We start from the raw sequence: 14,412 nt of genomic DNA, 5'->3' as shown, positions 1-14,412 counted from the left end.
CCGCCCTTAAAAGAAAGAAGACCTAAGCCATGGATAGATTGCAAGGCTTACTGGGCATCATCCTCATCATCGGATTTGCCATTGCTATCTCAAAGAACAAGAAGGCCATCAACTGGCGCACACTCGGTGTTGGCCTGCTGCTGCAAGCGGTATTCGCGCTGGTAGTGCTGAAGTGGGAACCTGGCTTCAATGCACTGAAGGGTGTCGCCGGTGCCATTGAGAAGATGATCGACTTTACAAATGAGGGCACCTCGTTTGTCTTCGGTAATCTTTTCGACGGCACGGGTAAAAACTTCGTCTTCGTGCTCAACGTGCTGCCAGTGATTATCTTCCTGGGCGCAGTCCTCGGCGCCCTCTACTACCTGCGGGTAGTGCAGTACTTCGTTGAATATGTCGGCTCCGCGCTGAAGTTCATTATGGGAACGTCGAAGGTGGAGTCCGTCTTCGCTTCCACAGTGATTTTCCTCGGGCAGTCGGAGGCTCCGCTCGTCGTCAAGCCGTATATTCCGAAACTGACCAAGTCGGAGCTGTTCGCATGTATGTCGGGCGGTTTTGCATCGGTGGCTGGATCGACGTTGATTGGCTACTCCCTGCTCGGTGCTCCGTTGGAGTACCTGCTGGCGGCATCGGTGATGAACGCGCCGGGCTCGCTGCTGATTGCGAAGACCTTCTGGCCGGAGACAGAGGAATCTGATCTGGATGCGTCGGTGAAGGATGTCCGCGATACCGAGTCGAAGAACGTCATTGACGCGCTGGGATCGGGTGCGTTGGCCGGCGGTCGTATCGCTGTGGTTGTGGCATGTCTGCTGATTGCGTTCATCGCTGTGATTGCGATGTTGTCGGCGATGATTGGCGGCATTGGTGGCTGGTTCGGTCAGGAAAACTGGTCTCTGGAGGGGCTGTTCGGCCTGATCTTCGCGCCAATTGCCTGGCTGATTGGTGTGCCGTGGGAGAACGCAGGGCTGGTCGGTAGCTTCATTGGTGAGAAGACGATTCTGAACGAGTTCGTCGGCTACACCTCGTTCTCTGAGCACGTCGACTCGCTGGATCCGAAGTCCATCATGCTGGCGACCTTCGCTCTGGCTGGCTTCGCCAACCTGTCGTCCATTGCAATTCAGATTGGTTCCTTCGGTGCGCTATCGCCGGAGCGCCGTGGTGAGATTGCCAAGAACGGACCGCTGGCCCTGATTGCGGGTCTGTGCACCAACCTGCTCAACGCTGCAATTGTGGGTGTGATTGCGCTATAGCTCTTCCTCAGTTCGGAATTCGGCCGCCCGCTTTTCTAGATTCTGATGGATTTTCTGCTCGCCCTCGGCGGCCGCGGTAGCTCGGGGTGGAAGCTGGATGTATCGCTCTGCGGGCAGGCCGGCGCGCAGTTGGCGCATCCTCTCAATCTCGGCATCCAGCTTGAAGCCGAAGACCACGACGACATTGATGCCCCAAAGCGCAGTCATGAGAGCAATGACCGCGCCCATGGCGCCGTAGGGGTTTGAAGCTGCAAAGTTGAACAGGTAAAGCTGCAATGCCTTGCCAATAACCAGCGAGCTGATAATTGCCAGTGCGGAACCGGTGCTGAGCCAGCGGAATTTGCGCATGCGCACATTCGGTGTGAAGTAGTACAGCGAGCCAATCAGAATCATCGACATGACGATAATGACCGGCCAGCGCAGCCAACTCCAGACGGAGATACAGAAGTCAATGACCTGTCGCGTGGTCGATTCAATACCCAACGGGCGGGCAACCGGTTCGACGATGGTGTTAACTAGCTGGTCATTGACAATAATCGCAATGAGCAGCACCACCGTGCCAATGAGCAGCAATAGCGTAATGGCGACCATGAGCAGGTGGTAGCGAATTAGCGTGCGACCTTCGGAAACGCCATAGATGGAGTTACCCGTGCGCGAAAATGCGCGCGTGTAGGCCGACGACGAAATCAGCGCAAGAACAATACCGATAGTCAGTGCGACAAGACCTCCCGTGGCGGAGCCGATAATCGTTGAGATGACATTGCGAATCGGTTCGGCATACTCAGCTGGAATGTAGCTGCGGATGAAATCCTCGGTCAGTCGGTTCAGGTCTTCTGTATAGCCGGCCAGCATCAGCGTGGCAATTGAGTAAATCGCAAGCAGTGCAGGCGCGAAGGTCAGCACCGTGTAGTAAGTCAACTTCGCGGCAGCGTCGAAACCGAGCTCCAAGAAAAACTCGATACCCGCACGCTTGAGAGCGTAGAGCGCTCCTTTCCACCCCACGGGTGGCAACTTCTTCGCGGACTGAGCAAAAGATGCGTCCGCCGACTCGTAGGCCTGGAGTGTGTGCTTGATCTGCTGTGCTGGTGACACCTAAAGAATCGTCCTCTCCGACCGGACAGCGGCTGCAACATATATGCGGACATCTGCGCTCGCTTAAGTCTATCGGTCAAAGAGGACAAAGACGCTTCGCAGGCCCGGGTGTCAGTTCTTTGTACTGATGCGGCCCCGAGGCGGCTATTCCGTGGCAGGGGGCGGGGTAGAGCTAGACGGTGAGTCTGGCGAGCCCGGTGAGTCCGGTGAGTCCGGTGAGTCCAGCGAAAGTAGGCGCTCGGCAGTGGCATCGTCAATGACCAAGTGAGTGGCCAAATTTGTTCGGAGTGCCACGTCGATGGCCGCGGCTTTGTAAGCGCCACCGGCGACAAGCACGCGAGTTGGAATCCGGCGCAGGTCAGAGAGACTGATACCTACCGTGCGGGCATCGACCTCTGGCAGCGCAATGCCACCGTCCGGGCGGTAGAAGCGTGAGCAGGCATCGCCCACTGCGCGCTCCACGAGTAAGTCCTTTTCGGTTGCCGACAGCTGCCCCAAGTTCAACGCCAGCGAATCATGGTCGACTGCGCCGACAGTGAAAACGGCAATGTCCACCGTCCGGCCAAGCGCCAATACGCTGGCGATGAACCGATCCTGTTCCACGATGCGCTTAGTCTCGACCGAATCGAAAATCACAGGCAGCGGTAGCGTGCGAGCATAAGCATGGAAGGCGTGGCAGAAGCCGCCAATGGTGCGGATGTCATTCGTTGACTTATCGGAATGACTCATTCCGCCTTTGAGCTGCACAATTTCCACGCCCGAAACATCCTTGGACTTCAGTTGCGTGGATACGGAGTACATGGTCTTACCCCACGAAACACCGAGAAGAGTACCGTCGACCACCAGCTCGTCGAGAAGCTCGGCGCCCACGCGCCCCAACTCGCGGAGCAAGACTGCGTTGCCCGCGCGTGCCGGTTGCGCCAGGCGCACATCGTTCAACTTGTAGCGATCCCGCATCTGCGTAGCGGTTTCTGAGGCTTCCTCGCGCGGATCGTGAATCTCAATACGCACGTAACCGCGCTCGCGGCCAAGGTTGAGCAGTTTAGAGACCGTTGGACGGGAAACCCCGAGTTCGGTTGCAACCTGAGACTGTGTGAGCCCCTCGCCGTAATAGAGTTTGACGGCGGTGAGTGCTTGGATGTCGCGACTGTCCACAGCGGCCTCCTCCAGCAAGAGCACTTAGCAAGCGCACTTGTAACAGGAACCTCGCTTGATTGGATCCTGCCCGACTCGGTCATCGGGAAAGCGTGCGCCTCACCTGTGATTTTAGTTCCACATTTGCAAAAACAAAAAGTCAGCTTTTGCATTTGTAGTAAACGGTGAGGCGTTGGCTGTCCCCGGAGGCTGCGGAAGGCCTCGGAGGGCCCAGAAGATGTCGTAGGGAAACGCAGCGCAGGTTGGGTTCCCGCAGAATTACCAGATATTCACGCGCTCATTCGGCTCACGCCACATGCCGTCGCCCGCTGAAGTGCCGAAGGCCTCATGGAACTCATCGATGTTGCTGGCAATGACGTTGCAGCGGAACTCCGCCGGCGAGTGCGGGTCGATGGCAAGCAGCTGGCGTGCAAACTCCGGACGGATCTTGGAACGCCAGACCAGCGCCCACTGCTTGAACAGGTCACGGTAGGTCTCTGGGGCGTCCTCCAGCCCAAGTTCCTTTCCGCGGGCAGCGAGGAAACGCCGGAAAGCGACGACGGCAATACCGAGCCCGCCCAAGTCACCGATGTTCTCGCCCAGAGTGAAGCGACCATTGACACCTGGCAGGTCAGCGCCCTCCTCGGCCTGCTCGCGCAGAGCCTGCGGAACCAGGCCCTCGTACTGATCCACCAGTGCGGAGGTCAGCTTCTCAAAAGCTGCGCGATCCTCATCCGTCCACCACTGGTGGAGGTTGCCGTGACCGTCATACTGCGAGCCCTGGTCATCAAAACCATGGCCAATCTCGTGGCCAATGACCGCACCGATGCCGCCGAAGTTCTCCGCCGGAGAAGCATCTGGTGAGAAGAACGGCGGTTGCAAAATCGCAGCCGGGAACGTGATGTCATTGACCACCGGATTGTAGAAGGCATTGACCGTCTGCGGAGTGCCATGCCACTCATCACGATTGGCCGGAGTGCCCAGCTTTGCCACCTCATAATCATGCGCAAAAGCGCTGGCAGCGCGAGCATTGTCCATCAGTGAACCCCCGAGCTCCATCGCCGAGTAATCACGCCAACGCTCCGGGTAACCAATCTTGGCCTTAAACAGCGACAGCTTCTCCAGTGCCCGCTCCTGCGTCGCCTTCGTCATCCACGGCAGCTGCGAAATGCGCTCCCGGTATGCCGCCAGCAGGTAGTCCACCAGTTCCAGAACCTGCTCCTTGTACTCTGGCGGGAAGTGCTTTTCCACATACAGCTTGCCGACGTCATGTCCAACCGCCCCGTCCGCAAAGGCAACACCACGCTTCCAGCGTGCACGCTGCTCGGTCGAACCCTGCAAGGTGCGGCCGTAGAAGTTAAAGCTCTCCGCAGAGAAGTCATCCGACAGGTAGGCGGCGCGCTGGTGGAGGACGCGCCACAGTGCCCACAGGCGCAGATCTGCCAGGTCAGTGTCCTGCCACAGCTTGCTCAAGTGCTCGAAGTACGACGGCATCATCACCACGATGGTGTCGATGGCAGTCTGGTTCGTCTCGTTGACACCGGTGGCCGCGAGCCACTCCGCGACCGGGAAGCCGGTGGGGAGGTCAGCAATAGCCGTCTTGTTATAGGTCTTCAGCGCATCGCGGGTATCGACCACATTCCAGTGACCAGCGGCAATGCGCTTTTCAAAAGCCACAATGCGCGCCGCCGCAGCGGCCGGGTCCACCAACTCGAATGCAGCAAGCGCGGTGGAGAGGTCCCCCGCGCCGTCATCATGCGAGGAGAGGAGCTTCAACATAGCGGCAACATGCTGCTCATAGGCAGCGAGGGTGTCGGCGTGACCAGACTCGCGGTAGTAAGCCTCATCCGGGAGGCCGAGGCCCGACTGCAACAGATAAAGAGCATCCAGGTCCGAGCCAGAATCCTTCTCTACCCAGTACCCGAGCGCACCACCGACACCAAGGCGGTCGAGGCGGCCGAGCGCCAACGCCAGCTCATGTGCGTTCTCGGCGGAGGCAATCATTTCTAAATCCTGCGCGAGTGGAGCAGCGCCGGCGTCATTAATAGCGGCTTCGTCCATGAAAGAGTTGTACAAGCGAGCGACGCGGGAATTCGGATCCGCATCGGCGGCAGTGGTGATGAGCTCGCGGACGTTTTCCTCCGCCTCATCCCTCAGCTTGTAAAAGGCGCCATCGATGGGGCGGTCAGCCGGGATGACGTGATTGCTAATCCACTCACCGTTGATGGCCAAGTAGAGGTCATCCTGTGGACGAGGAGTCGTTGAGAATTGGGACGTTGCGGACTGGGTCTCAGTATCAGTGCTATTTGTCATGCCGCCAGTCTAGGGGCAAGGGCGGATTGAAGCTGTGACTGGAGGGGTGGGATAAGTTTAGGCTTACGAATGGGGCTGAAGTGGTTTAGGGGGTAAGGTGCAAACCATGAAATTTCTTCCACTTTCCGCGACCGCGGTGCTGAAGCGACGCCCGGGCCGCGCCGCTCTGGCAGGCATCGTGGCCGTTGCCCCGTTGACCCTGGGCGTTACTGCGCCGGCAGACGCACAGCCGCAGGAAGCATCTGCGTACTCCAACCCGTCCGCTGCTGATTCCAAGGGGTCGCTCGACTTTTTGACTGAATCACCGAGCATCACCGATGCGCCTGTTGCTCCGAATGCAGAGGGGCAGCAGGGAACTGAGGGCGCTGAGTCCAACCTTGAGCCCAGCGATCAGGCTGAATCATCCGAGAATTCATCGACTAAGTCGGAACGCACCGGTTTCCACATGGGGCCGAAGGGTGTGGACGTCTCTAAGTGGCAGCGCCCAGGTGGCGTAGCGCTGAAATGGGACGAGGTCGCAGCCAGCGGCCAGAAGTTCGCTTTCATCAAGGCCACCGACGGTGTCGAAGGTGACCAGAAGTACTTCCTCGAGGACTCCATCGCCGCAGCGAAGGCCGGTCTGTATGTGGGCAGCTACCACAAGGCACACCCGGATCGCTCCGCAATTGCGCAGGCTGACCAGTACGTAGAAGCACTGCAGCAGCGCGATAAACAAATCTCCACAGACAAGACACTGCCACCGGTGCTGGACATCGAGCTGGACAATGGCCTCAACCCAACCCAGCTGCAGAAATGGACCAAGGACTTCCTCGAGCGCGTTGAGGAAAAGACCGGCGAAACCCCGATGATTTACACCTACCGTTGGTTCTGGCAGCACTCGATGGGTAACTCGACCGACTTCACCGACTACCCGCTGTGGCTCGCCGCCTACGAAGACAGTGCTCCGACCTCACTGCCGGGCGGTTGGGAGAGCATGGCCTTCTGGCAGCGTTCCTCTACCGGTCGCATCGATGGTATTCCAACCAACGTGGACGAGGACGTCTTCAACGGCACCGAAGCTGAGCTGCAGCAGCTGGCTGCTGCTCACTAGCGGTGTGTTGTGGAGTCTGGGGGCAGGCTAAAACTTCGTCCGCCCCGCACGCCACGCAATCAACGCAGGCAGGAGCTTGTCGACATCGTCGACGACGATAAGCGCATCGAGAAGCTCCGGCCGCACAAAGCCCGCATCCACAACGTTGCGGAGCAGAGCCAACAGCGGCTCCCAAAAGCCAGACGGACCCAGCAACGCCACTGGCTTGGCATGAATCCCCAGGTGCTGCTGGGTCCACACCTCGAAGAACTCCTCCAGCGTGCCCGCGCCGCCGGGGAGCGCAACAAAAGCATCGCCAAGCTCGTACATGCGCGACTTGCGGTCGGCCATAGTCGCAACAGTTTCCAGGTGAGTCAGCCGCGGATGGGCAATTTCCTTCTTGACCAGGACCTCGGGGATGACACCGGTGACACTGCCGCCGTCGTCAAGCGACGCGTTAGCAACCGTGCCCATAAGACCAATCGCCGCGCCACCGTAGACGAGCTCCACCCGATTCTCCGCGAGTGTCTGGCCGAGGCGTTCGGCGGTGACGCGCCAGGCAGGATCGTTACCGAAGCCGGAGCCGCAGAAAACAGTTAGTGACGACAGTGCGCGCTGTGGCTGCTCACGGCCAGCGGCAAGCTGGGGCAGCTCTTCGCGGAGCTTCGGCAGAGTGGTTTCGACCAGCATAGGGGCGATTTTCCCGGTCGGTAGCCAGGGGTCGAGCCAGCGGACCTCTTCAATCTCGGCGTGGGGCTGAACGTTCGCCAGCTCATCGGTGAACTCGCCGACATAGCGCACATGGTGGCCGACGACCTCGAAGCCCGCCTCGTTGGCAGCGGCCGCACGGGCGATATTCCACGGACGCAACTGCGATAGCTCGATGTCCACGCCGAGTTCTTCAGAGACTTCGCGCGCGGCAGTGACCTCCGGGTTATCGACGGACTCACCCGGCTCGAACTTGCCGCCAGGCAGCATAAACGTATCCGTACCCCGCTTGCGAACGCACAAAACCCGCCCCACCGGGTCAGTCACAACCATTGCGGCGACAACGATGGAACGGGTTTGTGCAGTCACTCGGGCTCCTTAGGTGAAGGAAGCGCCGAGGCTCTTTCGCCTAGGGATCCTTCACAATCATCTTCCCGGGCGAGTATAGACCCGAGTGAGTGATATCTTCATACTCAATTTCGGCGACATCCGGCTTGACCTTGTCCTTATTCGGACGCGGCGAGAGCTTCTCGACGGAACCCCAGTCGCGGCGCCAGTCGTTCTTGAGGTAAGTCGGTACGGACGTAGCCTCATTCACAGCGTCGGAGAATCCGAGCGGACCACCGCCATCGACCGACTGCCAGACATCTGCGCCGACGACCTTCAGACCACGGTCCGGAGTGATGCGGTACTCCGGAAGCTCCGCGACACCGGCGTAGTGGTCGAACGGACGCTGGCACGGGAACTGGAAGGCAACCGGCCAGTCCGGGATAGTCGCAGTTTCCGGCGAAATGACATCAGTCATCGACTGCAGCTCGGCCAGGCGAGGCGGGGTCAGCGCCAGCCACTGATCCTCGGAGACGTCATTGTCCTCCGCGACCAGTCGCACAGCGGTGGCTCCCTCTGGGATCTCCTCGGTCAGGAAGCGCAGGTTACGCCAGGTCGGAGCAGGGCCGATATCAATCGGCTCCGACTCGGAGAGGACCTCGAAGCCATCCTCGTCGCCGCCCTTGCGACCGTACTGTGCCACCAGCTTGCGACCCGGCTGAGCCACACCGTTGATGTCGTGGTGGAAGATACGGCCGGCCGCCGATACGACGAGTAGCGGATGGTCCTCGTCAATCTCAGGTAGCTGGAACCAGGAAGTTTCCAGGTTTGCAGGACGCTGAATGTCCTCGGAGTAGGAGCCAAGCACCGGCACCTTATCCGGATTCAAACCAAATGGCAGCTCGACCTGCGAGCCGTTGACACCCTTGTCGGCGCGCTTGCCGCCGTCGGTGCCCGACGCGGAACCGCCCTCAACTGTGGCTTCCGGATCAGTAGACTGATCATCAGTGTCGGCAGTACTTGCCTGGCTCTGGCTGGTGTCCACAGCTTCGGCCTTCATGTTTGACGGGACGCCGTTCGGGTCGAAGCCACGGTTCTTGCCGCTACCGCGCAGCGATTTCGCTAGCGGCTTGCCATCGACGGTATTCAGGAAGCCATCGTTCGGATCGGTTTCCATCAGCACATCGCTCGCCAGATTACATGTCTGACCAGCCAAGGAGCGGATATTTCCTGAGGCGACCGAGTATGCCGGGTACTGCGAGACTGCGCCCTTGCCCAGCGAAGCCACCATGAACATCGTCACCAGCAGCGTCGTCACCGCAATCGGGGACGATGCAACTGCATTGATACGGCGCACGCGTGCCGACTTTTCCTGCGACTTCGGCTCGGTGCGGAATTCCTGGACGAAGTTCATTACGGCACCAGCCAGCAGCAGTAGCAAGGCCAGAGCCAATACTGCTGAACCCAGCTGGTGGCCGCGCAACTGAATGGTCTTGTCGAACCACGGCACACCGTAGGAGGAGACATACCACCAGCCGTTAATACCCATCAGCGAGAAAGCGAGGATGAAGGTGAATCCACCGGCAAAGAACAGCTGGTTGCGAGGGTTGCCTGCTACCCAGTGGCTGATTGCCATGGAAGCAAGCGCTGCCAGAGCAGCCGCGATGCCCGCGTACACGCCGAAGTGGTGAGTCCACTTCGTCGGGGTGAAGGTCAGGAAGAACATGGTGCCGATGAACATGAACACCAGGCGTGCCGACGGGCCTGCCAGAGCCCCCGGAACGGTGCGGTGACGGAGCAGCGCGGCAATTGTGATGCCCAAGCACGTGAGTGCAATCAAGACCGGGAAGCGGCGTGGGAAAGAGCCGTCAACTGACTGCAGTACCAACCAGTAGTAGCGAACGTATTCGTTGTACCAGGGCTCCGATGGGCCAATGATGCTGCGTACGCGAATGGACTCGCGCACTGTGGCCAGCGTCTGGTCGCCGAAGACACCCACCAAAATGGCTGTGCCCGCGGCCAGGAACGGAGCAATCTGCATCAATGGGGCCTGCCAGCCACCGCCGAGAGCCTTGTGCCTCTCAACGACAATGCGCACCAGCATCGGAATACCCGCGAGCAGGGCGGCGACTGCCATCAGGCCCGTTGGACCCGAACCCAGTGCCAGCGTGGCGATAACCACTGCGACTGCAGCTGGCAACAGGCGTCGAGTTAGAATTGCGCGCTCGATGAATACCCAGGTCAGCAGGGAACCCAGAGCGATGACCGGTTCCGGGCGCAGGCCGTTGTTGTACGGCAGCCAGAAGGCCAGCAGCACACCGGCAGCAGACCAGTAGGCCACTCGGCGCTGGGAAATCTGATCGCCGAGCCTTGGGATGACCATGCGGGAAATAATGAACCACACCAATAGTGCGGACAACAGCGCAGGCAGACGCATCCACACAGATGCGGTCGAGACCTTCACCATCAGGGAAAGTAGGTCGTAGTACGGGCTGCCGAATGGTGACTCAGGAGCACCGAACCAGCGGTAGTAGTTCGCCATGTAACCCGAATGCTCGGACACGCGCGCCATAGTGAAGATGTAACCGTCATCGGAGGTATTTGCACCGATGAAGTGCCAAACGACCAGAATCGCGCCGACCAGAAGGTCTAGCGGAGTTGGCTTCAACGCGCCACGCTTGAACAGTGGGGTAAAGGAGGAGCCGTCGATACGGTCAATGCGAGCCAACGCGACCAGGGACGCCAGTGTCAGAAGCAGACCCAAGTACATGACGATGTACTTCACCACTGTCGGATGTGAGGTGTAGCGGGAGTCGATGTTCATGTGGACATCGAGTCCATCGGCTACCGCTTTGGCCGCGTCGCCGTCAGCGGGCAGGTCAGTGTAGATACCGGTGACCTGCGGACGGTAATCGCCCTGTACGGTGGCGGTGAGCTTCTCACCGTCGGCGTTCTTGGCGCCGTCGATGTTGACGGTGGTCTCATGCTCGTTTGAGCGGATCTCCAGGATCTTGCCCTTGTTGCTGGCAAGCTCCTTCTTATCCAGGCTCATCACCACGCTGTCGCGCAGAATGACGTCGAGGCCGTCCTTGCCCGAACGCACCATCAGACCCCGCTTGGTCGGCTTATCCGCGGTCGGCGGGATAGTCGACAACAGGGTCGTCCGCTTGTCGGAGAGTTCATCCGTCAGCGACAGAGGCAGATTGACGCTCAAATCCAACGGTGCCTGCGCCATAAGCGGTGCATCCACTGAGTTCAGTGTGTCGCGCTGAGGCCAAGACACGGAGGACTGAGTATTCACGACCGGGAGGAACGGTGTGATGACAAAGCAAATGAAACCGACGATTCCAGCGATAATCGCTGTCCAACGAGTCAGTGTCGTAGGAGAGGGGCCGTCCATAGGCGGTCTCTCCACGCGGTCGATGGTCACTTCGGGTGAGCCGTCGACACTTTCTTTGATTTCTTTAGTTTCGGCAGTCACAAGGAAAGATACTACGGTAATTGGCGTTTTTCTTTGAGTTTGCAACGCGAAAGTTACATCACAGTTTCCACATTAGTAACAGGAATCACGTTTACAGCAGGGGATAGCCGCCCAATACCTACTTGCGAATACCTACTTGCGAACCGCCACTACGAACGGGCCGACCTGGTTTAGCTGCCAGTGCTTCTCAAATGCAGAGCGGGCAAAATTCAGGCTCCGGAAGACCACATTCGGATTGTTCGGATAGATATCATCCGCGATGTCCAACGTCAGTGGCGCGGCATCCTCGCCATCAGACGTCTCAACCTCGCCCCGCAGCACAATGGCATCTGGTCCGCGCCACGGTGTTTCGACCATTGCCTGCACGAGCTCATCGGGGTCGCGAATCTCCGACCATTCCTCCAATGCCTGATTACGGCGGTCAAACTCACCCAGTGGGTTAGCGTAGTGGCTGGTCAGTGCCTGGAATCCGTACCAGGGGTAGAGTGCCTGGAAATTTTTCTCATCCGTCAGCACCACTGTCTGGGCCGGATCGAGCCCTGCCTCCTTCAGCGTTTGGTCCACCGCTGAGTACCACGCCCCGGCGTTCGGTGGGAAGCGGTCCGCGCGCTCGCCGTTACCGTCAGTGTCGGTATGAGCCAAGTCGATGGCGCCATGCAACTTATTCGGAATCGACTGCGCGTAGCCAATGCCCGCCAGCAGCAAGACTGCCGCCATTACCGCGGAAACACGCTTGGCAATGTGAGCTGGTGTCGCCTGCGGCCAGTACTTCTCGATGCCGTTGAGACGGGCGTCGGCAAGCGCGACCACACCAGCCGCAATCAACATGAACGTAATCGGTGCGGTGAGGCGAAACCCCAGCAGCGTGCGTCCGAGCAACGTCGCCACCATCGAGGCCACTACCCAGCCATAGAGCACCAGCGTGCCCAGGCCGAGAGCACGCGCATCCGGCTCTGTGGCGCTGACCAGCATGCGCACGACACCGATGAAACACAGCACACCGATTACGCTGGCGGCGAACATCGGCAAAGGCAGCTGCGCGCCCTCCGGCGGCAGGTAATGCGTCGCTGTCGCGCCCGAGCGCGGTGCCCCCGTCGCAACCGCCAGCATGTACGGACCCCACACCGTCGCCGCAATCAGCATCGATCCCACGCCCATAATAATCAGGCGCACTACAGGCATCCACGAGCTTGACGACGTCCACGCGACCACGGCCAACACGACCACAATAAGCGCGCCGACGGCAGTGTAAAGAGTGTAGAAAGTCGCAGAAATACCCAGGAAGACGAGCACGCCAAACATGGCGGACCAAGCGCCGGTGAGACCGCGCCAGGCCATCACAGTCATCGCCGGAAGACCCATAGCAACGACTGCGGCGTAAGGCTCATCGGCAACAGTGGCCAGAGCGACCGCCGCGGTTGTCAGCGCAATGCCAGTGGCCACGGGCAGGGAGCCGCTCAGGCGTTGCCACACCGGGACCAAAACACAGCCAGCAGCGGCGAGTGTAATCAACGCCCAGGGCTGGAAGACCTCCCAGCCGGCAATGCCAAGAATATTGGCCAGGCGTCCGCCCAGGAAGAACCAACCAGCGGGGTAGAAAGACGGGATGTCGATGTACGACATGTCGTGCAGGCCAGGCTCCGCAGCCATCCTGGTGAGGTATTCAGTGCGGAACTCCTGGTCGACAGACAGGCCGTCCAGCCACAGCTTGGTCGAGCCCAGCGGCAGGCCGACGGCAGAGACCACCAAAATGGCCGGTGACATGTAAGCCATTAGGTATGTCAACCACGTTAGCCATCGGGGGCGATTGTCTTTGCCCTTGGTGGCGAAAAAATACAGCAGGACAGTGGTGAGCGTCAGTGTGATGACAATCAGCGCTGTTGCGACCGACCTGGTCAGCTGCGAGCCGCCAAAGGCAGGCAGTGACAGGCGGTGGAACACAAACCAGGACGCCAGAGCGATAACCGAACCGCCCACAAGCGCTGCGACCAGGTAGAGGAGGGCAGCCTTGAGGGAGAGCTGGTCGTCATTGAAGATCTCATAACGGTCTTCGTCAGCCAGCTCACTATAGGGTCGTGCGCCCGTTGTGTTGGCGCTAGTGATGTCGGCACCTGTGGTGTCAGCACTCGAGGTTTCGGCCTGCTTGTCTACCATGCCCTCAAGTTTTGCACAGGAATCGGACTCCGACGAACGGCGGAGCTAAAGGTGGGTACGTCAGCCCGTCAAGCCCCGCCAAGTTTCATCGAGTCCTTCGAAACGCGCTCTTAAATCGGCAGCTTCTTGAAGATTGGGCGCGGAATGTGCTTCAGCACCATCATCACCAGCTGGAATGCCGGCGGAGCCCAGACCAGGGTCTTGCCCGCCTCGACGGACTTCACCGCGAGCTTGGCGACATCTTCCTTGTTCACAGTCAGCGGAGCCTCGTCCACGTCAGCGGACATGCGGGTACGGACCTGACCAGGGCGGATAACCAGGGTCTTCACGCCGTACTCCTCCAGAGCCTCACCCAGGTTCAGGTAGAAACCATCCAGGCCGGCCTTGGTGGAACCGTAGACAAAGTTGGAGCGACGCACGCGCTCGCCAGCAACGGAGGACATGGCAATGAACTGGCCATGACCCTGAGCCTTGAACTTCTGACCAACCAGAACACCCATCGACACCGCACCGGTGTAGTTGATGTTCGCAGCCAGGACGGCCTTGCGCTGGTTCTGCCAGAGCTCCTCGGCGTCGCCAAGCATGCCAAACGCGACGATGCAGATGTCCACGTCGCCGTCGGCAAATGCCTTATCGACGACCTCCGGGTGGGAGTCGAAGTCCGTTGCGTCGAAGTCGAGGGTGACCACCTCGGAAGCACCGGCGGCCTTCATCTTCTCAGCGGAAGCCTCGCGCAGCGGATCGTTCGGCAGGGAAGCCAGGATGACCTTGGCCGGGCCCTTCTTCAGGAACTCGGCGGTAATAGCCAGACCGATTTCACTGGTGCCGCCGAGCAGCAGAATGGACTGGGCAGCGCCTACAGCATTAATCATTGGGGCTTAAATCCT

9 protein-coding genes are annotated in these 14,412 nt (G+C 59.6%); 2 read left to right on the top strand and 7 right to left on the bottom strand.

The features are described from left to right. Positions 1-29: 29 nt before the first annotated feature. Positions 30-1,247, top strand: coding sequence for a NupC/NupG family nucleoside CNT transporter (locus CORAM0001_RS06585; RefSeq protein ID WP_005510901.1), 1,218 nt, complete (start codon positions 30-32; stop codon positions 1,245-1,247). Here CORAM0001_RS06585 and CORAM0001_RS06580 read toward each other — a convergent pair. From CORAM0001_RS06580 to CORAM0001_RS06570, 3 genes are all read right to left on the bottom strand, one after another. After that, positions 1,242-2,339: a YihY/virulence factor BrkB family protein gene (locus CORAM0001_RS06580; RefSeq protein WP_005510968.1), complete on the bottom strand. Its 1,098-nt coding sequence runs from the start codon at positions 2,337-2,339 to the stop codon at positions 1,242-1,244. The two genes, CORAM0001_RS06585 and CORAM0001_RS06580, sit on opposite strands and share 6 nt — an antisense overlap. A gap of 144 nt (positions 2,340-2,483) precedes the next feature. Next, positions 2,484-3,494, bottom strand: coding sequence for a sugar-binding transcriptional regulator (locus tag CORAM0001_RS06575; protein WP_005510903.1), 1,011 nt, complete (start codon positions 3,492-3,494; stop codon positions 2,484-2,486). Between the two features lie 258 nt (positions 3,495-3,752). Next, the gene (locus CORAM0001_RS06570; protein WP_005510906.1) at positions 3,753-5,786 is read right to left on the bottom strand and encodes a M13 family metallopeptidase; all 2,034 of its coding nucleotides are present in this window, start codon (positions 5,784-5,786) and stop codon (positions 3,753-3,755) included. 106 nt (positions 5,787-5,892) lie between these two features. Between CORAM0001_RS06570 and CORAM0001_RS06565 the strand changes: the two genes are divergently transcribed. Beyond that, complete coding sequence (locus CORAM0001_RS06565; protein ID WP_005510962.1) at positions 5,893-6,876, top strand: glycoside hydrolase family 25 protein; 984 nt, start codon at positions 5,893-5,895, stop codon at positions 6,874-6,876. Between the two features lie 27 nt (positions 6,877-6,903). Here the strand turns inward: CORAM0001_RS06565 and CORAM0001_RS06560 are convergent, their stop codons facing one another. From CORAM0001_RS06560 to dprE2, 4 genes are all read right to left on the bottom strand, one after another. Next, entirely contained in the window at positions 6,904-7,932 is a 1,029-nt protein-coding gene (locus CORAM0001_RS06560) for a TIGR00730 family Rossman fold protein (RefSeq protein WP_005510865.1), read from the bottom strand. Positions 7,933-7,972: 40 nt separating this feature from the next. Beyond that, entirely contained in the window at positions 7,973-11,371 is a 3,399-nt protein-coding gene (locus CORAM0001_RS06555; RefSeq protein ID WP_005510904.1) for an arabinosyltransferase domain-containing protein, read from the bottom strand. 132 nt (positions 11,372-11,503) lie between these two features. Then, positions 11,504-13,525 carry a galactan 5-O-arabinofuranosyltransferase gene (locus tag CORAM0001_RS06550; RefSeq protein ID WP_005510919.1) on the bottom strand — a complete coding sequence of 674 codons (2,022 nt, stop codon included), beginning with the start codon at positions 13,523-13,525 and terminating at the stop codon, positions 11,504-11,506. 110 nt (positions 13,526-13,635) lie between these two features. Then, positions 13,636-14,397, bottom strand: a complete 762-nt coding sequence (dprE2, locus tag CORAM0001_RS06545) for a decaprenylphospho-beta-D-erythro-pentofuranosid-2-ulose 2-reductase (RefSeq protein WP_005510898.1) — start codon at positions 14,395-14,397, stop codon at positions 13,636-13,638. Between the last annotated feature and the right edge of the window lie 15 nt (positions 14,398-14,412).

The sequence above is a fragment of the Corynebacterium amycolatum SK46 genome, assembly GCF_000173655.1.
GTDB classification, from domain to species: Bacteria; Actinomycetota; Actinomycetes; order Mycobacteriales; family Mycobacteriaceae; genus Corynebacterium; species Corynebacterium amycolatum_A.
The sequence above is the reverse complement of the archived record's forward strand: the minus strand, read 5'-3'. Positions and strand labels throughout refer to the sequence as shown.

Excerpts from the sequence above, each read along its gene's own strand:
- CORAM0001_RS06550 (WP_005510919.1), bottom strand. The coding sequence starts at position 13,525 with ATGGTAGACAAGCAGGCCGAAACCTCGAGTGCTGACACCACAGGTGCC.
- CORAM0001_RS06585 (WP_005510901.1), top strand. The coding sequence starts at position 30 with ATGGATAGATTGCAAGGCTTACTGGGCATCATCCTCATCATCGGATTT.
- CORAM0001_RS06565 (WP_005510962.1), top strand. The coding sequence starts at position 5,893 with ATGAAATTTCTTCCACTTTCCGCGACCGCGGTGCTGAAGCGACGCCCG.
- dprE2 (WP_005510898.1), bottom strand. The coding sequence starts at position 14,397 with ATGATTAATGCTGTAGGCGCTGCCCAGTCCATTCTGCTGCTCGGCGGC.
- CORAM0001_RS06570 (WP_005510906.1), bottom strand. The coding sequence starts at position 5,786 with ATGACAAATAGCACTGATACTGAGACCCAGTCCGCAACGTCCCAATTC.